Origin of the sequence: Stutzerimonas stutzeri (assembly GCF_002909485.1) — a bacterium.
In the GTDB taxonomy this organism is placed as follows: domain Bacteria; phylum Pseudomonadota; class Gammaproteobacteria; order Pseudomonadales; family Pseudomonadaceae; genus Stutzerimonas; species Stutzerimonas stutzeri_AH.
Window position 1 is genome coordinate 146,400 of the sequence record NZ_PPXG01000007.1, and the last position, 23,090, is coordinate 169,489.

General features: G+C 61.1%; 18 protein-coding genes. 8 read left to right on the plus strand and 10 right to left on the minus strand.

Features of this window, described 5'->3' with window-relative positions; genetic code table 11:
* Nucleotides 1–90: 90 nt before the first annotated feature.
* The 7 genes from nqrF to CXK91_RS17255 all read right to left on the minus strand — a co-directional run bounded on the left by nqrF (nt 91) and on the right by CXK91_RS17255 (nt 7,746).
* Nucleotides 91–1,317, minus strand: a complete 1,227-nt coding sequence (gene nqrF / locus CXK91_RS17225) for an NADH:ubiquinone reductase (Na(+)-transporting) subunit F (protein ID WP_181003977.1) — start codon at nt 1,315–1,317, stop codon at nt 91–93.
* Between the two features lie 12 nt (nt 1,318–1,329).
* Nucleotides 1,330–1,938, minus strand: coding sequence for an NADH:ubiquinone reductase (Na(+)-transporting) subunit E (nqrE, locus tag CXK91_RS17230; protein ID WP_102823541.1), 609 nt, complete (start codon nt 1,936–1,938; stop codon nt 1,330–1,332).
* The gene (locus tag CXK91_RS17235) at nt 1,938–2,612 is read right to left on the minus strand and encodes an NADH:ubiquinone reductase (Na(+)-transporting) subunit D (RefSeq protein ID WP_181003974.1); all 675 of its coding nucleotides are present in this window, start codon (nt 2,610–2,612) and stop codon (nt 1,938–1,940) included. Before CXK91_RS17235 ends, nqrE begins: the two co-directional genes overlap by 1 nt.
* Nucleotides 2,609–3,403 (minus strand): Na(+)-translocating NADH-quinone reductase subunit C, encoded by a 795-nt coding sequence (locus CXK91_RS17240; protein ID WP_103457313.1) that lies wholly within the window; start codon nt 3,401–3,403, stop codon nt 2,609–2,611. Before CXK91_RS17240 ends, CXK91_RS17235 begins: the two co-directional genes overlap by 4 nt.
* Nucleotides 3,396–4,607, minus strand: coding sequence for an NADH:ubiquinone reductase (Na(+)-transporting) subunit B (locus CXK91_RS17245; RefSeq protein WP_103457314.1), 1,212 nt, complete (start codon nt 4,605–4,607; stop codon nt 3,396–3,398). Before CXK91_RS17245 ends, CXK91_RS17240 begins: the two co-directional genes overlap by 8 nt.
* A 4-nt stretch (nt 4,608–4,611) precedes the next feature.
* A complete protein-coding gene (locus CXK91_RS17250; protein WP_103457315.1) occupies nt 4,612–5,949 on the minus strand; it encodes a Na(+)-translocating NADH-quinone reductase subunit A in 1,338 nt (445 codons plus the stop codon).
* Nucleotides 5,950–6,294: 345 nt separating this feature from the next.
* A complete protein-coding gene (locus CXK91_RS17255) occupies nt 6,295–7,746 on the minus strand; it encodes a glyceraldehyde-3-phosphate dehydrogenase (protein ID WP_058064820.1) in 1,452 nt (483 codons plus the stop codon).
* Between the two features lie 158 nt (nt 7,747–7,904).
* Between CXK91_RS17255 and mfd the strand changes: the two genes are divergently transcribed.
* The 8 genes from mfd to pdeM all read left to right on the plus strand — a co-directional run bounded on the left by mfd (nt 7,905) and on the right by pdeM (nt 21,652).
* The gene (gene mfd / locus CXK91_RS17260; RefSeq protein WP_103457316.1) at nt 7,905–11,342 is read left to right on the plus strand and encodes a transcription-repair coupling factor; all 3,438 of its coding nucleotides are present in this window, start codon (nt 7,905–7,907) and stop codon (nt 11,340–11,342) included.
* Between the two features lie 10 nt (nt 11,343–11,352).
* Entirely contained in the window at nt 11,353–11,823 is a 471-nt protein-coding gene (locus CXK91_RS23020; protein ID WP_336440425.1) for a CsiV family protein, read from the plus strand.
* Between the two features lie 3 nt (nt 11,824–11,826).
* The gene (locus CXK91_RS17270) at nt 11,827–14,157 is read left to right on the plus strand and encodes a DEAD/DEAH box helicase (RefSeq protein ID WP_103457317.1); all 2,331 of its coding nucleotides are present in this window, start codon (nt 11,827–11,829) and stop codon (nt 14,155–14,157) included.
* A 140-nt stretch (nt 14,158–14,297) separates the two neighbouring features.
* A complete protein-coding gene (locus tag CXK91_RS17275; protein ID WP_103457318.1) occupies nt 14,298–14,858 on the plus strand; it encodes a hypothetical protein in 561 nt (186 codons plus the stop codon).
* A gap of 271 nt (nt 14,859–15,129) precedes the next feature.
* Nucleotides 15,130–16,146, plus strand: a complete 1,017-nt coding sequence (locus CXK91_RS17280) for a ligase-associated DNA damage response exonuclease (RefSeq protein WP_103457319.1) — start codon at nt 15,130–15,132, stop codon at nt 16,144–16,146.
* Between the two features lie 66 nt (nt 16,147–16,212).
* The gene (locus CXK91_RS17285; RefSeq protein ID WP_103457320.1) at nt 16,213–17,922 is read left to right on the plus strand and encodes an ATP-dependent DNA ligase; all 1,710 of its coding nucleotides are present in this window, start codon (nt 16,213–16,215) and stop codon (nt 17,920–17,922) included.
* 396 nt (nt 17,923–18,318) lie between these two features.
* Entirely contained in the window at nt 18,319–20,934 is a 2,616-nt protein-coding gene (locus CXK91_RS17290; protein WP_103457321.1) for a ligase-associated DNA damage response DEXH box helicase, read from the plus strand.
* A gap of 28 nt (nt 20,935–20,962) precedes the next feature.
* Complete coding sequence (gene pdeM / locus CXK91_RS17295) at nt 20,963–21,652, plus strand: ligase-associated DNA damage response endonuclease PdeM (protein WP_103457322.1); 690 nt, start codon at nt 20,963–20,965, stop codon at nt 21,650–21,652.
* Here the strand turns inward: pdeM and CXK91_RS17300 are convergent.
* From CXK91_RS17300 to CXK91_RS17305, 3 genes are all read right to left on the minus strand, one after another.
* Nucleotides 21,630–21,863, minus strand: coding sequence for a hypothetical protein (locus CXK91_RS17300; RefSeq protein WP_103457435.1), 234 nt, complete (start codon nt 21,861–21,863; stop codon nt 21,630–21,632). The two genes, pdeM and CXK91_RS17300, sit on opposite strands and share 23 nt — an antisense overlap.
* A gap of 395 nt (nt 21,864–22,258) precedes the next feature.
* Entirely contained in the window at nt 22,259–22,420 is a 162-nt protein-coding gene (locus CXK91_RS22760) for a hypothetical protein (RefSeq protein ID WP_003283725.1), read from the minus strand.
* A 106-nt stretch (nt 22,421–22,526) separates the two neighbouring features.
* The gene (locus CXK91_RS17305) at nt 22,527–23,066 is read right to left on the minus strand and encodes a DUF2058 domain-containing protein (protein WP_103457323.1); all 540 of its coding nucleotides are present in this window, start codon (nt 23,064–23,066) and stop codon (nt 22,527–22,529) included.
* Nucleotides 23,067–23,090: the final 24 nt, after the last annotated feature.

A 23,090-nucleotide genomic window follows, 5' to 3' on the forward strand; every position in this document is an offset into this window, starting at 1 on the left:
CAGCCCGTCAGGGCTGTCGCGAGAGCGACAGCGATGACGGGCTGGAGGTACACGACAGCGAAGAAGGGCCGTAGTGACGCTCGGATCATACTAGCCGCCGAAGTCGTCGAGCAGAATGTTCTCTGGCTCGACACCCAGATCGGTGAGCATTTTGATCACCGAGGCATTCATCATCGGCGGGCCACACATATAGAACTCGCAATCTTCCGGGGCCGGATGATCTTTCAGATAGTTCTCGTATAGCACGTTGTGAATGAACCCGGTCGGACCTTCCCAGTTGTCTTCCGGCAGCGGATCGGACAGCGCCAAGTGCCACTTGAAGTTGGGATTCTCAGCCTGCAGCTGGTCATACTCTTCTACGTAGAACGCTTCACGCATGGAACGAGCGCCGTACCAGAAGCTCATCTTGCGCGTGGATTTCAGGCGTTTGAGCTGGTCGAAGATGTGCGAGCGCATCGGTGCCATACCGGCACCACCGCCGATGAAGACCATCTCAGCATCGGTCTCCTTGGCAAAGAACTCACCAAAGGGTCCGTAGACCGTGATTTTGTCACCCGGCTTCAGGCTGAACACGAAAGAGGACATCTTGCCCGGCGGGATATCGTCACGGCCCGGCGGCGGAGAGGCGATACGGATGTTGAACTTCACCAGGCCACGCTCTTCCGGATAGTTGGCCATGGAGTAGGCACGGATCACCGTCTCATCGCACTTGGATACGTACTTCCACTGGTCGAACTTATCCCAGTCGCCGCGATACTCTTCCTGAATGTCGAAGTCCTTGTAACGCACTTCGTGCGGCGGGCATTCCAGCTGCACGTAACCACCGGCGCGGAAATCGACGTTCTCGCCTTCCGGCAGTTTCAGCGTCAGCTCCTTGATGAAGGTTGCAACGTTGGGATTGGAAACGACAGTGCATTCCCACTTCTTCACGCCGAACACTTCTTCCGGCACTTCGATCTTCATGTCCGCCTTGACCGGGGTCTGGCAAGACAGACGCCAGCCCTCGCCCGCTTCGCGGCGGGTGAAGTGCGACTCCTCGGTAGGCAGCATCTCGCCGCCACCGCTCTCGACGATGCACTTGCACTGCGCGCAGGTGCCGCCGCCGCCACAGGCGGATGAGAGGAAGATGTTGTTGGAAGCGAGCGTCTGCAGCAGCTTGCCACCAGCGGGGACGGTAATGGTCCGCTCGCCGTTGATTTCGATGGACACGTCGCCGCTGGAAACCAGCTTGGCGCGTGCAGCCAGGATGATCACCACCAGCGCAAGCACGATGGCGGTGAACATACCGATGGCGAGGAAAATTTCGTAACTCATCAGTTCGTTCCGTCCTTACAGCTGTACGCCAGAGAAAGACATGAAGCCCAGCGACATCAGTCCGATGGTGATGAAGGTGATACCCAACCCCTGCAGCCCATCTGGAACGTCGCTGTATTTCAGCTTTTCGCGAATACCGGCCAGCAAAGCGATGGCCAGCGCCCAGGACAGGCCGGAGCCCATGCCATACACCACGCTTTCACTCAGGTTGTAATCACGCTCGACCATGAACAGCGTGCCACCCATAATGGCGCAGTTCACGGTGATCAGCGGCAGGAACACACCCAGCGCGTTGTAGAGGCTAGGCACATACTTGTCGAGGGTCATCTCGAGAATCTGCACGATAGCCGCGATCACACCGATGTAGCTCAGCAGGCCGAGGAAGCTCAGATCCACCTCGGGTAGACCGGCCCAGGCCAGCGCACCGCTCTTGAGCAGGTAGGTGTAAATCAGGTTGTTGGCCGGCACGGTGATGGTCTGTACCACGATTACCGCGATACCCAGACCAATCGCGGTTTCCACCTTTTTGGAAATCGCGATGAAGGTACACATGCCCAGGAAGAACGCCAGTGCCATGTTCTCGATGAACACGGCGCGGACGAACAGGCTGATGTAGTGCTCCATTAGTAAGCCTCCTTATTCGAGACTTGCGGCGCCATCTTGAAGGCAGGCTTCTCGACCTGCTCTTTCTTCCACGCGCGAATACCCCAGATGAACAGGCCGATCAGGAAGAACGCCGAAGGTGGCAGCAGCATCATGCCGTTGGGAAGGTACCAGCCACCGTCATTGATGGTCGGCAGGATGGTATAGCCCATCAGCTTGCCCGCACCGGTCAACTCGCGAATGAAGCCGAGCGCGATCAACATGGCGCTATAGCCAAGCCCGTTACCGATACCGTCGAAGAACGACAGCACTGGCGGGTTCTGCATGGCAAAGGCTTCCGCGCGCCCCATCACGATACAGTTGGTAATGATCAGGCCGACGAACACCGACAGCTGCTTGGACAGGGAGAAGGCGTACGCCTTGAGCACCTGATCAACAAGGATTACCAGCGAGGCGATGATCACCATCTGCACGATCATACGAATCGAGTTCGGGATCTGGCTGCGAATCATCGAGATGAACAGGTTGGAGAAGGCGCAGACCAGGGTCAGCGCCACCGACATCACCAACGCGGTGTTCAGGTTGGAAGTAACCGCCAGCGCCGAGCAGATTCCGAGAATCTGTAGGCCGATGGGATTGTTGTTGAAGACCGGATTGAGCAGTACTTCTTTCACAGTGGGTTGCGACATGATCAAGCCTCCCCAGCGCGCAGATTAGCGATAAATGGACCGAAGCCGTTCTCGCCCAGCCAGAACTGCAACAGCGAGTTGACGCCATTACTGGTCAGCGTCGCGCCCGCCAGGCCATCGACCTGATGAGTGGCACGAGGGCTTTGCGGATCGACGCCGCCCTTGACGACCTGAACAGCCAATTTGCCGTTGTCATCGAAAAGCTCTTTGCCAGGCCACTGGCCGCGCCATTTCGGGTTGTCCACTTCGCCGCCCAGACCCGGGGTTTCCCCGTGCTGGTAGAAACCGAAGCCGGCCACGGTGTCCAGGTCGCCCTGCACTGCCATAAAGCCATAGAGAGTGGACCACAAGCCGTAACCACGGACCGGCAGGATCAGGGTGTCGATATCACCCTCGCCTTGGCCTTCAACGATATAAACGGTGCTGTAACGCTCACGTCGCTTGATCGAGGCGATGTCCTGATCGGCAGGTAGCCGCTTGGACAGGGCCGTGTCCTTCGCCGCTGCCAACGGATCGAAGGTCTTGGCGTCGAACTCGTCGCTGAACTTGCCGGTTTCCAGGTCGACAAGACGGGCAACGATACGGTCGTTGAACAGCTGCTTGACCTGATTGCCGGACATGCCAGCGTCACCAAGGCCAGCGATGGCCAGGATGCTGCGCTGCTTGTCCAGCAGACGGTTTTCCTGCTGAGTCGGGCGAAGCGCCACAGCGGCGCCAGCCACGAAGATGGAGCACACCAGGCAGACCAACAGGGCTACCGTCAGCGTGCGAACGGTGGATTCTTTCTGACTAGACATTACGTGCCAGCCTCCGCTTGATATTGGCCTGAATGACGAAATGGTCAATCAGCGGCGCACACAGGTTGGCGAACAGGATCGCCAGCATCATGCCTTCCGGGAAGGCAGGGTTGACCACACGGATCAGTACGACCATCACACCGATCAGGATGCCGAACACCCACTTGCCGGTATTAGTCATCGACGCCGAAACCGGATCGGTCGCCATGAAGATCATGCCGAAGGCGAAACCACCGACAACCATATGCCAGTACCAGGGCATACCGAATAGCGGGTTGGTCTCTGAACCGATCAGGTTGAACAGGAAGCTCAGAGCGATCATGCCGATCATCACGCCGGAGACTATGCGCCACGAAGCGATCTTGCTGCCGACCAGAATTGCGCCGCCAATGAAGATTGCCAGGGTGCTGGTTTCACCAATCGAGCCATGAATGGTGCCGACGAAAGCGTCCATCCAAGTAATGCCGTTATTGATGACATTTTCGATACCACCGGCAAAGCCCAGGCTCAGCGCGGTCGCACCGGCGTAGCCATCGACCGCAGTCCAAACCGCATCGCCGGACATCTGCGCCGGGTAGGCGAAGAACAGGAACGCGCGTGCCGTTAGCGCCGGGTTCAGGAAGTTCTTGCCAGTGCCACCGAAGATTTCCTTGCCGATTACCACGCCGAAGCTGATGCCCAGTGCGACCTGCCACAGCGGGATGCTCGGCGGCAGGATCAGGGCAAACAGTACGGAAGTGACGAAGAAGCCTTCGTTGACCTCGTGCTTGCGGATGGAAGCGAACAGCACTTCCCAGAAACCGCCGACGATGAAGGTCACCGCGTAGATCGGCAGGAAGTAGGCAGCACCCTGGATGAAGTTATCCCAGAGACTGTTCGGGTCGAAGCCGGCAAGCGCGCCGATCAGACCAAAGCGCCAGCCTTCCTGAGCTGCAAGCAGATCAGGGCTCTGCGCGAAGATCAGGTTGGCCTGGTAGCCGGTGTTCCACATGCCGAAGAACATCGCCGGAAATGTACACATCCAGACGGTGATCATCATGCGCTTGAGGTCGATGCCGTCGCGCACGTGAGCGGTGGTTTTGGTCACACTACCGGGACGATAGAGGAAGGTGTCGGCCGCTTCGTACAGTGCGTACCACTTTTCGTACTTGCCGCCTTTTTCGAAATGATGCTCGATCTTGTCGAGGAATGCGCGAATGCCCATGCCCTTAACCCTCCTTCTCGATGCGGGTCAGATTGTCCCGCAGGATCGGGCCGTATTCGTATTTCCCGGCACAGACATAGCTGCACAGCGCCAGATCTTCTTCGTCCAGCTCCAGGCAACCGAGCTTCTGCGCCACCTCGGTGTCGCCCACGATCAACGCGCGCAGCAGCTGGGTCGGCAGAATGTCCAGCGGCATTACCTTCTCGTAATTGCCAACCGGAACCATCGCACGGGGACTGCCATTGGTGGAGGTTGAGAAGGCGAACTTCTTGCCTGCCATCAGCGTGGAGATATAGATGTTGAGGATCGAATGCTTCTCGACGCCTGGGCGCATGTAATGGAGCATTTCGCGCTCCTTGCCCTCACGCAGGCAGGAAACCTGCTGGTGGTAGCGACCAAGATAGGCGAAAGCGCCATGAGCGGTACGACCGCCGAGCAGCGAACCGGAAACGACACGGTTGCCGCCGGGCTGCAGTTCGCCAGCAGTCAGTTCGTCCAGATTGGCACCTAGACGGGCCCGAACCAGACGCGGCTGTTCGACCACCGGCCCAGCGAGAGAGACGATGCGCTCAACCGAAAGACGACCGCTGGTGAACAGCTTGCCCACGGCGATAACGTCCTGGTAGCCGATGGTCCAGACACTCTTGCTGGCGCTAACCGGGTCGAGGAAATGGATATGGGTGCCAGCCAGACCCGCGGGGTGCGGACCGCTGAAGGTCTCGACCTGCACTTTTGGCAGAGCCTCGCCCGGCAGCGATGCAGTCGGCGCCTTGCAGACGAACAGCTTGGCCAGATTGCCGAGCACCTTAAGGCCAGCCTCGAAAGCTTCTGACTGTTCGGCAATGATGACGGCCGGATCGGCCGCCAGTGGATGAGTGTCGATTGCTGTCACGAAAATCGAGCTAGGCACCGCGTCGACCGCCGGAACCTTGCTGAATGGACGCGTGCGAAACGCGGTCCATAGACCGGACTGCTGCAGGTTTTCACGAACCTGCTCGTTGCTCAAGCCATCCAGCTGGGCGGGCGAATAAGTTGCGAAAGTGACTTCTTCGTCGCCATCGAGGTCGATGACCACCGACTGCAGCACGCGCTTTTCACCACGATGCACCGCACTGACGACGCCGGCACCAGGCGCGGTGTAATGCACGCCCGGTGACTTCTTGTCGGAAAAAAGAATCTGCCCCAGCTTAACCCGATCACCGACCTGAACAGCCATCGTGGGCTTCATGGTCGGATAGTCGAAGCCAACCACGGCGACGCTGCGAACGGGCCTTCCGGCCTCGATACGCTGCGCCGGCGCACCGGCTATGGGCAAATCAAGCCCTCGTTTTATATTGATCATCGGTTTGCCTAACCACTGATTTTAGAAAGCTTTTTTTGCAGGCCCAGCGGCATGGCGCAAAGTAGGATTGCGCTGCGCGCGTCGATAGGTTAACGACGCGACACCATGTCGCGGACCCAGGTAAAAAATCCGCCCGATTATAGAGGTCGTAGCCCGTGACTGACCACCCAAGCATTGCGGATTTTTGACTCGAGACAAGAGAGGCGAAATAACCTCGCAGGATGCAGCTTCGCTTTTCACCCATCGAACGCCAGCGCAATCTCGCCTGGGCTCGGTGCCAACTGAAAGACTAAAAAGCGAAACGGGAGCCTAGGCTCCCGTTTCTGCACTACGACCCGCTGACGCTTAGCGCGGGAAGGCTGGCGGGTTAACTCCTGCCATGTCTTCCATCACGCGCACCACCTGACAGCTGTAACCGAACTCGTTGTCATACCAGACGTAAAGCACGACGCGATTGTCGTTGCAGATGGTTGCCTCTGCATCCACCACACCGGCGTGGCGAGACCCTACGAAATCAGTGGATACAACTTCCTGCGAGTTGACGAAATCGATCTGCTTCTGCAGATCCGAATGCATGGCCATCTGGCGCAGGTACTCATTGATTTCTTCGCGACCGGTGGCCTTCTCCAGGTTCAGGTTGAGAATGGCCATGGAAACGTTCGGTGTCGGCACGCGGATCGCGTTGCCAGTCAGCTTACCTTTGAGCACCGGCAGCGCCTTGGCTGCGGCGGTGGCTGCACCGGTCTCAGTGATCACCATGTTCAGCGCAGCACTGCGACCACGACGACTGCCCTTGTGGAAGTTGTCGATCAGGTTCTGGTCGTTGGTATAGGAGTGCACGGTTTCAACGTGACCGTTGACGATGCCGTACTGATCGTTCACCGCCTTGAGCACCGGCACGATGGCGTTGGTGGTGCAGGATGCGGCAGAGATGATCTTGTCGTCAGCGGTGATATCGCCATGGTTGATGCCATGCACGATGTTCTTCAGTTCGCCCTTGCCCGGAGCGGTCAGAACGACGCGCGCAACACCCGGGCACTTGAGGTGCTGACCCAGGCCTTCGGCATCACGCCACTTACCGGTGTTATCGACCAGCAATGCGTTCTCGATGCCGTACTGGGTGTAATCCACCGAGGCCGGATCGTTGGAGTAGATCACCTGAATCAGGTTGCCGTTGGCGGTGATGGTGTTGTTTTCTTCATCGATGGTGATGGTGCCATCGAAAGGACCATGCACCGAATCACGCCGCAGCAGACTGGCGCGCTTGACCAGGTCGTTGTCAGCGCCCTTGCGCACGACGATGGCACGCAGGCGCAAGCCATCGCCGCCACCGGTTTTCTCTACCAGGATGCGAGCCAGCAGACGGCCGATGCGACCGAAACCGTACAGCACGACGTCGGTGCCTTTGTGGCCGGAGGCAGCCAGACGCTTGTCGGCCACTTCGGCCAGCTCTTCCCGTACGAACTGCTCCAGGTTGCGGCCGTTGCCCGCTTCCTTGTACTTGGCCACCAGCTTGCCCAGATCCACCGAAGCGGCACCCAGGTTCATTTCACTCATGGTCTTGAGAATCTGGAAGGTGTCGTGCACCGACAGCTCGGTTTCGTCGGCAATGCGGTGACGAGCGAAACGATGTGCCTTTAGGATGGCAATCACCGAACGATTGATCAGGCCACGGCCGTAGATCGAAGTCACCACGTTGTTGTTGCGATAAAGCTGACCAATCAGCGGAATCATCGCTTCGGCGAGGGCTTCGCGGTCAATCCATTCACCAAGACACTGGTCGGGCTTCTGAGTCACGGGCAGTTCCTTCCAACATGTAGGGGCTGAGAAAAGGGGCTACATTATGACGGCGCACCCTAGCGCCGGCAATCTGCAGCGGACGAAACACTGACAGCCAAGCGCCTCGATAGTTACAATCCCGGCGGCCTATTTTTCCATCGGAGCCACGCCCTCTCGTGTCCGTCTTGCGCCTTCCCCCTTTGCCTGCCGCCAGCGGCAGGCAACACTGGGGCAATCTTCCAGGAGCTGCGCTGAGCCTTGCGATTGCCGAAGCAGCCAGCAACGCCAAACGCTTCACGCTCCTCGTCACTGCCGACAGCCAGAGCGCCGAACGCCTTCAGGAAGAACTCGCCTTCTTTGCACCCGAGCTGCCGGTGCTGCATTTCCCCGACTGGGAAACGCTGCCCTACGACCTGTTCTCGCCGCACCAGGACATCGTCTCCCAGCGGATCGCCGCCCTCTACCAGCTGCCGGAGCTAAGCCACGGCGTGCTGGTAGTGCCGATCACCACAGCCCTACACAGACTGGCGCCGAAGCGTTTTCTGCTCGGCTCGAGCCTGGTCCTGGACGTCGGGCAGAAGCTCGATGTCGAACAGATGCGCCTACGTCTGGAGGCTGCGGGCTATCGCTGCGTGGACACGGTGTACGAACACGGCGAGTTCGCCGTACGTGGCGCTTTGATCGACCTATTTCCCATGGGTAGCCCCCTGCCCTATCGCATCGACCTGTTCGATGACGAAATTGAAACGCTGCGCACCTTCGATCCGGAGAACCAGCGTTCGATAGACAAGGTCGAGTCGATCCGACTGCTACCGGCGCGCGAATTTCCTCTGAAGAAGGAAGCGGTCACCGGCTTCCGTGCGCGCTTCCGCGAACGTTTCGATGTGGACTTCCGGCGCTGCCCGATCTATCAGGATCTTTCAACCGGCATTACGCCGGCAGGTATCGAGTACTACCTGCCGTTGTTCTATGAAGAAACCGCAACGCTTTTCGATTACCTGCCCGAAGATACTCAGGTCTTTTCGCTACCCGGCATCGAGCAGGCCGCCGAGCAGTTCTGGAGCGACGTGCGCAATCGCTACGAAGAACGGCGCGTAGATCCGGAGCGGCCACTGCTACCCCCGGCGGAGCTGTTCATGCCGGTGGAGGACTGCTTCGCCCGTCTCAAGCTGTGGCCGCGGGTTGTCGCCAGCCAACAGGACGTGGAGCCCGGCATCGGCCGCGAGCGCTTCAGCGCACAGGCATTGCCGGAACTGGCCATTGAGTCCAAGGCCAGCGAGCCGTTGGGCAAGCTGCGTCACTTCCTCGAGGACTACGCGGGACGCGTGCTATTTACAGCTGAGTCCGCAGGGCGCCGCGAGGTGCTGCTGGAACTGCTCGCACGCCTGAAGCTGCGCCCGCAGGAAGTTGAGGGCTGGGGAGGATTTCTCGCCAGCAAGGAGCGTCTTGCGATCACCATCGCCCCGCTCGACGAAGGCCTGCTGCTGGACCACGTCGCCCTCATCGCGGAAAGCCCGCTGTTCGGCCAGCGCGTCATGCAACGCCGGCGGCGGGAAAAGAGCCGTGATGGCGGCGAGAACGTCATCAAGAACCTCACCGAGCTGCGTGAAGGCTCGCCGGTGGTGCATATCGATCACGGCGTCGGCCGTTACCAGGGCCTGGTCACCCTGGAGATCGAAGACCAGGCGCAAGAGTTTCTGCTGCTGCAGTACGCCGACGAAGCCAAGCTGTACGTGCCGGTCGCCAGCCTGCACCTGATCGCCCGTTACACAGGCAGCGATGACGCACTGGCACCGCTGCATCGACTCGGCTCGGAAACCTGGCAGAAGGCCAAGCGCAAGGCCGCCGAGCAGGTCCGCGACGTCGCAGCCGAACTGCTGGACATCTATGCCCGCCGCGCAGCGCGTCAGGGTTATGCCTTCAAGGACCCGCAGGTCGATTACGAGACTTTCGCCAGCGGCTTCCCGTTCGAAGAGACGCCGGATCAACAGGCCGCCATCGACGCGGTGCGCGAAGACTTGCTCTCTGCCAAGCCAATGGACCGCCTGGTCTGTGGCGACGTCGGCTTCGGTAAAACCGAAGTAGCCATGCGCGCCGCTTTCATCGCAGTCCATGGCGGCCGGCAGGTCGGGGTACTCGTACCCACTACCCTGCTTGCTCAACAGCACTACAACAGCTTCCGCGACCGTTTCGCCGACTGGCCGGTGCGAGTGGAGGTAATGAGCCGCTTCAAGTCTGCCAAGGAAGTGCAAAGCGCAATCACCGAGCTGGCCGAAGGCAAGATCGACATCCTCATCGGCACCCATAAGCTGCTGCAGGATGACGTCAAATTCAGCAACCTGGGCCTGGTCATCATAGACGAAGAGCACCGCTTCGGCGTACGCCAGAAGGAGCAGCTCAAGGCCCTGCGTAGCGAAGTGGACATCCTCACACTCACCGCCACGCCGATTCCGCGCACATTGAACATGTCCATCGCCGGCATGCGCGACCTGTCGATCATTGCCACGCCACCGGCACGCAGACTTTCGGTACGCACCTTCGTCATGGAACAGCAGAACACCGTGATCAAGGAGGCACTGCTGCGCGAGCTGCTGCGTGGCGGCCAGGTCTATTACCTGCACAACGACGTCAAGACCATCGAGAAGTGCGCCGCCGACCTGCAGGCACTGGTGCCGGAGGCGCGTATTTCCATCGGCCACGGGCAGATGCGCGAACGTGATCTTGAACAGGTGATGAGCGACTTCTACCACAAGCGCTTCAACGTCCTGGTGGCTTCGACCATCATCGAGACCGGTATCGACGTGCCCAGCGCCAACACCATCATCATCGAACGCGCCGACAAGTTCGGCCTGGCACAACTGCACCAATTGCGCGGCCGCGTCGGCCGCAGTCACCACCAGGCCTACGCATACCTCCTTACCCCACCACGCAAAGGCATGACCGATGACGCGCAAAAGCGTCTGGAAGCCATTGCCAACGCCCAGGACCTCGGCGCCGGCTTCGTCCTGGCCACCCATGATCTGGAGATCCGCGGCGCGGGTGAACTGCTCGGCGAAGGTCAGAGCGGGCAGATCCAGGCGGTTGGCTTCACCCTGTACATGGAAATGCTCGAGCGCGCGGTCAAGGCGATCCGCAAGGGCGAACAGCCAAATCTGGAGCAGCCGCTCGGCGGTGGCCCGGAGATCAACCTGCGCCTGCCGGCACTGATACCGGAGGATTATCTGCCGGACGTGCATGCCCGTCTGATCCTCTACAAGCGCATCGCCAATGCCGCCGACGAGGATGGCCTGAAAGAGCTGCAGGTGGAAATGATCGACCGCTTCGGCCTGCTGCCCGAGCCGACCAAGAATTTGGTACGTCTGACGCTGCTCAAGTTGCAGTCGGAAAAGCTGGGCATCACCAAGATCGACGCCGGGCCACAAGGCGGACGCATCGAATTTTCTGCCGACACCTCGGTTGATCCGATGGTGCTGATCAAGCTGATCCAGAGCCAACCGAACCGCTACAAGTTCGAAGGCGCCACCTTGTTCAAGTTCCAGATCCCGATGGAACGTCCGGAGGAGCGCTTCAATACCCTCGAAGCACTACTCGAACGGCTCGCACCAAGTGAATAAAGGATCCTAGATGCGACTTCGCCGCTTGGCTGTTTTGCTGGCACTCCGTGCGTCGCCCGCATTCGCCGGGCGGCAGCCGGCGCTGGAACACATTGCAGAAAGACTCATAGCAGAGCAGGGTTGTCGGGTGCCGGACCAGGCCTGGCAACAATCGATCACCGACGATGACGAGGCAATTACCATCCACCGAGGCGAACGTCAGTTTGAGCACTATCCCACCCAGAACACGTTGCCGTTGCGACCTGGCCGCTTTATACAGAGTGAGATGATGCTTTTGGTAAACAGGCAACTACGGCCAGCTGCTTGCCAGCGAGCGTCTGAAACAGCGGGTTCGCCTGGTGCCCGGCAGGCCGACATATCTCGACCACGACGGCGGCGGGCTGCTGATCGAACTGAAGCAGCCATGAGCCTATTGCGCCGGCTCCCTCCCCGTTCTGCAGGCGGCATGCTGCTGCGCGCTCCTTCTGCAACGAGGACCTGAGCGATGGTTCCTCCGCTGGCACCACGCAACGAGCGACTGATCAAGGATCTGTCGCCCATCCCCCTGCTCAGCCTGGGTAGCCACATGGCGACCAGCTACCAGCCCGGCAACCGGCGTATGGTCAGCGAATACCAGCACCGGGCCGGGCTCTCGTTTCTCTACGGCGAGGCGCGCATACACGGCAAGCGTGAAGGCGAACGTATTCGCCATCCGCAGGGCGACGAGCTTTACCTGATCACCCGTGACTCAAAGGCAGAGCAGGCGCTACGCAGACAACTGGAGCAACTGGGCTTTCGGCCGGCTTTGCGCCAGAGCCAGGCGCTGCCGAAGGACTCGGCCGAGATGTTCCAGCTACCCGGCGAAGAACCCTGGCTTAGATTCGTCCAGGAACAACTGCCAGAGCTGCGCCGCCAAGGTTGGCAGATCGATATTCATCCAGGCTTCGCCTATGCCCTGACGACCATCGACAGCTGGTACGCCCAGATCGACGAATCCTCGGGGGACGACTGGTTTGATCTCGACCTTGGTATCGTCGTGGAGGGCCAGCGCATCGGCATGTTGCCGGTTCTGCTACGCCTGGTCCGGCAGAACCCACAAGTCTTGAGCCCGCGCGCCGTCGCCCAACGCGACGACGAAGACCAACTGCGGGTGCAGCTTGACCGGCCAAGCCAGCACGACGGACAGCCACTGCAAATCGCGCTGCCCTTCGCGCGGCTCAAGCCGATACTTGCGACGCTGGGTGAACTCTACCTGCAAGAGCCGATGGACGGATCGTCACTGCGTCTGAGCAAGGCGGACGGTGCTCGCCTGGCAGGGCTCGATAGCCTGGCACCGCAATGGAAAGGGGGTGAACGACTACGCAAATTCGCCACACGCCTGCAGAACCCCGACTTAGCGGCAAGCCCGGCACCCGTTGCGCTGAATGGCAAACTTCGCCCTTATCAGCTGCAAGGACTGACGTGGATGCAGACGCTGCGCGAACTGGGCGCAGGCGGCATCCTCGGCGACGACATGGGGCTCGGTAAGACCCTGCAGAGCCTTGCCCATATCCTTGTCGAAAAGCAGGCAGGACGCCTAGACCGCCCTGCCCTGGTGGTAATGCCTACCAGCCTGATCCCCAACTGGCAGGACGAGGCCAGCCGTTTCGCCCCGCAACTACGGGTGCTAACGCTCAAGGGCACCAGTCGGCAGAAGCACTTCGACGAGCTCGGCGAGCACGACCTGCTGCTGACCAGCTATGCACTGTTGACCCGAGACATCGCTGTCCTGCGCGAACAGCCGCTACATGTGCTGATTCTCGACGAAGCCCAGCACATCAAGAATCCGTCTGGCAAAGCGGCCCAGGCGGTGCGTGAACTACAGACCCGACAGCGGCTTTGTCTAACGGGTACGCCGCTGGAAAACCACCTCGGTGAACTGTGGTCGCTGTTCCACTTCCTCATGCCAGGTTGGCTCGGCGACGCCAAGCGCTTCACCCAGGACTACCGCACCCCCATCGAGAAACACGGCGATGACGCGCGGCTGAGCCATCTGCGCGCCCGTATTCGCCCCTTTCTGTTACGCCGCACCAAGGAACAGGTGGCCACCGAGTTGCCAGCCAAGAATGAGTTCGTCCACTGGGTCGAACTGAACGACGCCCAACGCGAGCTCTACGAGACACTGCGCCAGGCGATGGATCGCAAGGTACGTGAGGAAATCGAACGCAAGGGCCTCGCGCGCAGCCAGATGGTCGTCCTCGAAGCCCTGCTCAAGCTGCGCCAGGTTTGTTGCGACCTGCGTCTGGTCAAAGGCGAAACCGTGGGAGGTCCTCGCCGCAGCACCTCGGGCAAACTCGATAGCCTGCTGGACATGCTCGATGAGCTGATGAGCGAAGGACGCCGGGTGCTGCTGTTTTCCCAATTCACCTCGATGCTCGCGCTGATCGAGCAGGCGTTACAAAAGCGCGGCATCGCCTACGTCAAGCTTACCGGCGCCACCGAAGACAGGCGCACACCCGTCGAGCGCTTCCAGGCTGGCGAGGTGCCGCTGTTTCTTATCAGCCTGAAGGCGGGCGGAACAGGACTGAACCTGACGGCTGCCGACACGGTGATCCACTACGACCCCTGGTGGAACCCTGCCGCGGAGAACCAGGCGACCGACCGGGCCTATCGTATCGGCCAGGACAAGCCGGTATTCGTCTATCGTCTAATTACCCGCGGCACCGTCGAGGAGCGCATCCGTGAGCTGCAGTCGCGCAAGGCCGAGTTGGCCGCCGGCGTGCTCGAAGGGGCCGGCGATGGGAGTTGGCAGCTGGGCGAGCAGGATATCGACGCCCTGTTCGCGCCTCTGCCTTAACGCAGCTGGCATCACGCAAACTTGTGACGCCGGCAAGTGCAGCACTTGGCGCTTTGCCAGATCATCGCCATCTCGACTAAGTTTCCACCCAGCAACGTCTCCACGAACACTGGCAACGGCCACACAAGGAGCAGTACCCCATGAGCCTCTACGAGATCGCCTTTTCCGGCCAACTGCTCCCCGGCGCCCGGCTCGAGCAGGTAGAAGCCAACCTGACCAGGCTCTTCCAGGCCGACGCCCAGCGCATCGCGCTGTTGTTCTCCGGAAGACGCATCGTCATCAAGCAGAACCTGGACTACGACGCTGTGGAGAAATACCGCCTGGCGATGGAACGGGCCGGGGCGCAGGTCGAAGTCAAGCCGATGCCAGTCGATGTCGAGGAAATCGAACTTGCACCGCCGCCGCCGACACCGCCCGCTGCTAGCACTGCAGCCGCACCGAGCGCTTCGAATGCCTCCCCCGCAGCGCTCAAGGTGACTCCCCGCGACGAGTACATGGCAGCCTTCGCCGACGTCGAAGCACCGGATTTCGGCATCGCGCCTGTCGGCGTCGACCTGCAGGATGCTCATCCCGAGCCTGAGGCGCCGCGTGTCGACCTCTCCCAGTTCAGTCTCGCCCCGGTGGGCAGTGACATGGGCGAAGTCCCGCGGGACACAACGGCGGTGGTTCCAGACACCTCGCATCTCAAACTGCAGGACTGACGGTCTGCGTTGCGTGACACTGCCCGACAGGCTTCAAGCCACAGCCTCATATACAGGCTGAGACGCATGAGAACGGTGGCCTGAAGCCGACCATACCCACTTCCTCGAAAACCGTACGGTGGGCTTCAGCCCACCCACACCGCACGCCCTACAACTACCCCCTGGTCAAACCTGCGCTGAGCACCAAACCCGTTTGCCGGAACTCGACAGGCGAACTCGAAGCGCCTCGCTGGGCTCCAACCCTACAAGCCCCTCGAGCCGCCTGTATTCAATGGACCTTGTCGTTGCCCGCCCCGAAGGCCTGTATTGCCCACCAGGGGATTTCTACATCGATCCCTGGCGCCCGGTGGATCGCGCCGTCATAACTCACGCCCATGGCGACCATGCACGCTGGGGAATGGGTCATTACCTGGCATCCAGCGACAGTGAGGGCATCTTGCGTTCACGGATCGCCGTCGATATGCCGCTGCAGACGCTGGCCTACGGCGAGTCTCTCGATCACCACGGCGTAAAGCTCAGCTTTCACCCTGCTGGCCACGTGCTCGGCTCGGCCCAGGTTCGACTGGAGTACAAGGGCGAGATCTGGGTTGCCTCCGGTGACTACAAAGTCGAACCAGACGGCACCTGCGCCCCTTTCGAGCCGGTGCGTTGCCACACCTTTATCACCGAATCGACTTTTGGCCTGCCGATCTACAAATGGCCTTCCCAAACCGAAGTGTTCAATGGCATCAATGACTGGTGGCGTGCCAACGCTGCCGCAGGCCGTGCCAGTGTGTTGTTCTGCTACGCCTTTGGCAAAGCGCAGCGCATCCTGCATGGGCTGGATGAAAGCATCGGGACCATCGTGGTCCACGGCGCTGTCGAGCCGCTGAACAAGATCTATCGCGAGGCCGGTGTCTATCTGCCCCCCACCGTCTATGCCGGCGACCTGAAGAAGGGCGATCCGCGCTTGAAACACGCCATCATTCTTGCCCCTCCTTCTGCCGGAGGCAGTACCTGGATGCGCCGGTTTGGCGACTACGCGGACGCCTTTGCCAGCGGCTGGATGATGCTGCGTGGCACCCGCCGTAGGCGTGGTGTCGACCGTGGGTTCGTGCTCTCCGATCACGCCGACTGGCCGGGCCTGCTCTGGGCGATCGCGCAAACCGGTGCCGAACGGGTCATGGTCACCCACGGCTCGGTTCCGATCCTGGTTCGCTACCTGCGCGAAATGCGCGGGCTTGACGCGCAGGCATTCGAGACTGAATACGGCGATGAAGATGACGCAGCGACGCAGGGGGCTGAATGATCCAACGCCCCTATAGCGGCGCATTTGCTCACCGCGGACTACGCGGACGCGTGACGGTGTAGCGCAATGAAAGCCTTCGCCACCCTTTACAGCCGTCTCGACGCCACCACCTCGAGCAACGCCAAGCTCGCCGCGATGCGCGACTACTTCCGCGAAGCCGATCCCGCCGATGCTGCCTGGGCGGTGTACTTTCTCTCCGGCGGTCGACCCCGCCAACTGGTCCCGACCCGCGTGCTGCGCGAAACCGCCATGCAAGCCTCCGGGTTGCCGGAGTGGCTATTCGAAGAAAGCTATCAGGCCGTCGGCGACATGGCCGAAACCATTTCGCTGTTGATGCCCGAGGCCGAGCACAGCTCCGACGATGGCCTTGCCGTTTGGATGCAGGACAAGCTGCTGCCGTTACGCGGCCTGCCGCCTGAGGAGCTGGCCGAGCGTTTACCCGTGCTGTGGGCGCAACTGGACCGGCTCAGCCTGATGGTCTGCATCAAGTTGATCACCGGCGCCTTTCGTGTGGGCGTCTCGAAATTGCTGGTTACCCGCGCACTGGCCTCGCTGGTCGATCTTGATCCGAAACGGGTCGCGCAGCGTTTGGTCGGCTACACAGATCTGTCCCACCGGCCCAGCGCCGAAGGCTACCTTGCGCTGATCGCCGACGAGTCCGAGCACGAACATGCGCAGCGCGGCGGCCAACCCTACCCCTTCTTCCTTGCGCACCCTTTGCAAGCACCGGTCGAAGAATTCGACACCTTGCTGGGCGCACCGGAGAACTGGTTCGTCGAATGGAAGTGGGATGGCATCCGCGCGCAATTGGTCAAGCGTGACGGACAGATCTGGGTCTGGTCCCGCGGAGAGGAGCTGATCAGCGAACGCTTCCCCGAGCTATGCGAGCTAGCCGCCAGCCTGCCAGACGGCACCGTGATCGACGGTGAGATCCTGGTCTGGAAGCACGCGCCGGGCGAGCCGACGACTGAGCTCTTCGGACAACCTGACGGCAGTGCTCCCGAAACGTCCGAACGCTTCGGCGTGCAATCCTTCGCGCTGCTGCAGCAGCGAATCGGGCGCAAGAACCTAACGGCCAAGGTGCTGCAGGATGCTCCCGTCGCCGTGTTGGCCTACGATCTGCTGGAGTGGCAAGGCAACGACTGGCGACAGCTTGAGCATCGCGAGCGGCGGCATCAGCTCGAAATGGTGGTGCAACAGTGTTCCAGTCCGCGCTTGCTGCTCTCGCCGCTGGTGACCAGCAACGACTGGGCCGAGCTGGCCCGGCAGCGCGAGGCCTCTCGCGAACGCGGCGTCGAGGGCATGATGATCAAGGCGCGCGCAGCACAGTACGGGGTCGGTCGCACGAAGGACGTTGGCGTCTGGTGGAAGTGGAAGATCGACCCGTATTCGATCGATGCCGTGCTGATCTACGCCCAGCGCGGTCATGGGCGCCGCGCCAGCCTATATACCGACTACACCTTCGCCGTCTGGGACGGCGAGCCAGGCGATCCGGAGCGCAAACTGGTGCCCTTTGCCAAAGCATATTCCGGTCTCACTGACGAGGAGATGCGCAAGGTTGATGCAATCGTGCGCAAGACCACCGTGGAAAAATTCGGCCCCGTGCGCAGCGTGACGCCGACGCTGGTGTTCGAACTCGGCTTCGAAGGCATTGCTGCCAGCAGCCGACACAAAAGCGGCATCGCTGTGCGCTTCCCGCGCATGCTGCGCTGGCGTCTCGACAAGCCGGTGGAGGAAGCCGATACCCTGGGAACGCTAAAGGAATTGCTGGGATGAAGTCGACGTGCCTGGCGAGCACCGTGCCCAGCCCGCCCTCTCCCAAAGGGAGAGAGGGCTACAGCGGTGCGGGTGCGAGCCGTTGCGTTAGACGGCTGGGCGATATGTCCTCTGCCCCAACAACGGGGCAGCGAGTGTGGGAAGGCACTGGCGACTCCGTATTCAGCTCGCCCTCACCCCAGCCCTCTCCCCAGGGGAGAGGGGGCTACAGCGGCGCGGCCGTGCATGAAACATCAGGCCTTCTGAGTAATCGCCCCCCTCTCCCTGAGGGAGAGGGGCTGGGGGTGAGGGGGAAGACAGGCCACTGGGAGCCAACGGGTTCACGCCGCCCTTCGTGGGCGCACTACACGGAGGGCTTCTTGACTCTGCCAATATCTCCTCCTGGCCGTACTGGCAATGAGTAATACGACCGATATCTTGGGTGAACACTGGTTCACCAGCCGGGGCTGGGAGCCCTTCCCCTTTCAGCGCGAGGTCTGGCAAGCCGTAAAGAAAGGCGAGTCGGGCCTGCTACATGCAACCACCGGTTCGGGCAAGACCTACGCCGTCTGGCTGGGCGCGTTGAATCGGTTCGCGCCTGTCGCCGAGGGCTGGCGCACGGGCGACCAGCAGGCACCTGCCAGGACATCTGACAAACCAGCCCCGCTTACAATCCTCTGGATCACCCCGATGCGCGCCCTGGCCGCCGATACTGCCCGCGCGCTGCAAGCCCCGCTGGACGATCTTGGCATCAACTGGACCATCGGCCTGCGCACCGGCGACACCAGCGGTGCCGAGCGCGCGCGTCAGGGCCGGCGTTTACCCAGCGCACTGGTCACCACGCCCGAGAGCCTCACCCTGCTGCTGACGCGCGCCGACGCCCAGCAGGCATTCGCCGGCCTGCGCATGCTGGTGGTGGACGAGTGGCACGAACTGCTGGGCAACAAGCGCGGTGTGCAGTTGCAACTTGCGCTGGCTCGACTACGGCGGTGGATGCCGGATCTGGTTGTCTGGGGGCTGTCGGCCACACTCGGAAATCAGCCACATGCGCTGGAGGTACTGCTGCACCCAGGCACCGGCAAGCTCGTGCAAGGCAGGGTGGACAAGGACCTGCGCGTCGATACCTTGCTGCCACCGAGCATAGAGCGCTTCCCCTGGGCCGGCCATCTCGGGCTGCGCATGCTGGCGCAGGTAGTGGAACAGCTCGATTCGGCCGCCACCACACTGGTATTCACCAACACCCGCTCACAATCCGAAATCTGGTACCAGGCCCTGCTCGACGCCCGTCCGGACTGGGCTGGTCTCATCGCGTTGCATCACGGATCGTTAGCCCGCGAGGTACGCGATTGGGTTGAACTGGGCCTCAAGCAAGGAGCACTCAAGGCGGTGGTCTGCACCTCAAGCCTGGATCTCGGGGTAGACTTTCTGCCAGTTGAGCGGGTGCTCCAAATCGGTTCACCAAAGGGCGTAGCTCGACTGATGCAACGTGCCGGTCGCTCCGGCCATGCACCGGGACGGACCTCCCGAGTCACGCTAGTGCCGACTCACAGCATGGAAGTGGTGGAAGCCGCTGCCGCGCAGATCGCAATTGCAGAACGCCGCATCGAGGCTCGCGCTGCACCCTATCGCCCCCTCGACGTTCTGGTTCAGCATCTGGTGAGCATGGCGCTGGGTGGCGGTTTCCGGCCAGACGAACTCTTCGCCGAGGTGCGACAGGCCTGGTCATATCGAGAGCTGACCGACGAGCACTGGCAATGGGCGCTGGCCTTCGTCCGTCACGGCGGGCATTCGCTGACGGCCTATCCGGACTACCAACGGGTCGAACCGGACGAGACGGGACTTTGGAAAGTCCCCAGCCGCCGCGTGGCCATGCGCCACCGTATGAGCATCGGCACCATCGTCAGCGACGCCAACCTTACCGTGAAGTTTTGGGCCAGGGGTGGCAGCGGCCGAACGCTGGGCAGCATCGAAGAAGGCTTCATCGCACGCCTGCGACCGGGCGACAACTTCCTCTTTGGCGGACGCCTACTGGAGTTGGTACGGGTCGAGAACATGACGGCCTACGTCAGCCGTGCTACCGGCAAGAAGGCCGCGGTGCCACGCTGGAACGGCGGACGCATGCCGCTTTCCAGCGAACTGGCCGATGCGGTGGTAGAGCAACTGGGCGCCGCCTCCCGAGAACAGTTCACCAGCCCGGAAATGCGATTGCTCGAGCCCTTGCTTCGCGTACAGATGGACTGGTCGGCGCTGCCCACCGAAACCACGCTGCTGGCCGAGGTGATGAAGTCACGCGAGGGCTGGCACCTGTTCCTCTATCCCTTCGCAGGCCGCCACGTCCATCTCGGGCTTGCTAGCCTGCTGGCATGGCGTATGGGCCAACGGCAGCCGCTGACGTTTTCCATCGCGGTCAACGATTACGGGTTGGAACTGCTCTCGGCGACCGAGGTGGATTGGCTGCAATGGCTGACGCCGGCCCTTTTCAGCGAAGACAACCTGTTGCATGACGTACTTGCCAGCCTCAATGCAGGTGAACTGGCACGACGACGCTTTCGAGAGATCGCGCGCATTGCCGGGCTGGTGTTCTCCGGCTACCCCGGCGCGCAAAAGAGCGCACGCCAGCTGCAGGCTTCCAGCGGACTGTTCTTCGACGTTTTTCGCCAATACGACCCGGCCAACCTGCTGCTCACCCAGGCCGAGGAAGAAGTGCTGCGCCAGGAACTGGACGTCGAGCGGCTGCAGCAGACGCTGAGGCGGCTGCAACAACGGACACTGGATATCCACCAGGTCAAACGCACCACGCCCTTGGCATTTCCGCTGATGGTCGAGCGCTTCCGCGAGAGCATGACGTCGGAAAAACTGGCTGATCGCATCCGCCGAATGGTGGCAGAACTGGACAAGGCAGCTGGCCCCGGCGGCTACCAGCCGGCAGCGAATGCCAGCATCGCCATCGAACGCGAGACCAGCCTCAAGCGCAAACCGCGCCTGACCAAGGACGGTACGCCGCGTATCAAGAAGGCAAAACGCACCACATGACGATAGCTCCTTCACCAGCAGACCGCCGATGACCTCCTATCAGCCCATCGAACTGGCCGGCAGCACACTCTGGCTGCTGGCAGAAAAAGCCATCTACTGGCCGGAGCAGCATGCACTTCTGGTAGCGGACATTCATTTTGGCAAGGCGGCAGCCTACCGGCGCCTGGGCCAACCCGTGCCGCACGGCACTACCGACGCCAATCTGCGGCAACTGGACAATCTGCTGGAGCGGTACGCCTGTCATCAGCTGATCTTTCTGGGCGACTTCCTGCACGCACCGGAGTCCCGTGCGCCAGCCACGCTGGCGCGCTTGGCCGTGTGGCGCACGCAGTACCCGCAATTGGAAATCACACTGATACGCGGCAACCACGACCGCCGCGCTGGCGACCCACCGCACGAACTCGACATCAAAGTTGTCAGCGAGCCGTTATTGCTTGGCCCCTACGCGCTGCAGCACGAGCCAAAACCGCACCCGACCCATCATGTCCTCGCAGGCCACGTGCACCCGGCCTTTCAACTGCACGGCCGTGGTCGTCAGCGATTGCGCTTGCCGTGCTTCTGCATCGGCGAGCAACTCAGCCTGCTACCGGCCTTCGGCAGCTTTACCGGCGCAATGACGGTGGCAGCCGAAGACAACTGGCAGATTTACGTAATCGGGGATGGAGAGGTCTGGCCGCTGGCGCGCCCTGCACCCATCAGGACTGGGAAATGCCCGTGATGGTGATCCCATAACGCTCGGCCAGGCGTGTGGCCGGGGTGTCCTCCAGATCGGGCTCGTGCTCGTGCTCGATTTCCTGGTCCGGATAAAGCTCTTCTGCTTTGCGAGTTACCAACTCGACTGCCTCATCGATATCAGGCTGGTGTTCTGAGTCAATTTTCAGCGTCGACGTGTTGCCGTCTTTGTTGTACGCAATAATCCAAGTCGTCATGTAAGTGCCCCTCGCCTTAAAGAAACCTGTGAGCGTAATAACGCTCATTTTGGTTTTTGTAAGTTTTTAGACCCATCCGGCGCCGGCAGTTCGCTCCCTCACATCAAAGTTAGCAGCTTTGCCTGCAAAGCGACGTGCGTCGACTACACCGCCGTCCGGACATGCGCCGGCCGCAACTGCTGATGTAAAGGAGAGGGAGCTGTGAACCAGGTGCGGATAGATGCATTCAAACCAGCGACGGCGCGGTGCTCTGCGCAACGCGCGGTGACGCCACGGCGGGCCGAGATGCCGATGCAAACCCTGCAGAAGCCATAACGCGGAGCATGCTGCATTTAGCCGTTGGTGCAGGCTACCAGGGCAACCTGGCAGCCATGTCTAGAGGCCTTGCGCGGCGGTCAGGCTACCGGTGCAGGTGGTGGTTGATCCGGTACGGTGGGTTCGCCAGGCTCGGTCGGCTGGGTGGGTACGCCGGGCTCTTCCGGATCGCCCGGAACGCCAGCGGCGCGCCAACCATTGTTGTCGGCATAAGGGGAATATCGGTTCGATTGAGCGTCCATATCGTCCTCCACTACATCCGCCCGCGGTTGCGGGCGTCTGTAGTAGAGGTCGGGGCAGGCTATTTCTATCCGACCTTCCGTCGGGCAAAGGGCCTGCCCCATCGAATCACCACATCAGGTCATCAGGTACCTGGTAAGCGGCGTAAGGATCGTCGGCATCAGGCTCTTCGGTGCGAGTGTTGAGCTGAACCACCCGCTGTGGATCGCGCTCCTGAATTTTCAGCGCAGCATCTCGCGGGATCACTTCGTATCCGCCACCGTGACGAACGATAGCCAGCGAACCACTGGCCAGCTTGTCACGCATCAGCTTGTTGACCGACAGGCGCTTGACCTTCTTATCGTCGACGAAGTTGTAGTAATCCTCGGTGGTCAGCTTTGGCAGACGACTGGTTTCGATCAACTGCTTGACCTGCGCGGTGCGGGCCTTTTGTTCGGCCTTTTCCTGCTGCTGGCGATTGAGTTCCTGGTCGCGGGCGATTTTCTCGGCTTGGGCTTTTAGCGCGGCCTCGCGCTGCGAGTCATCCTTCTCGACCTGGCCTTTCTTCTCCAGGCGCTGCTGTTTCTGCTTCTGCTTGACGGCCTGCTTGGCCTGCTTTTCGTTGACCAGCCCGGCTTTGAGCAGCTGATCACGGAGGGAAAGACTCATGTTTCGGCTCGTCTCGTCATGAAT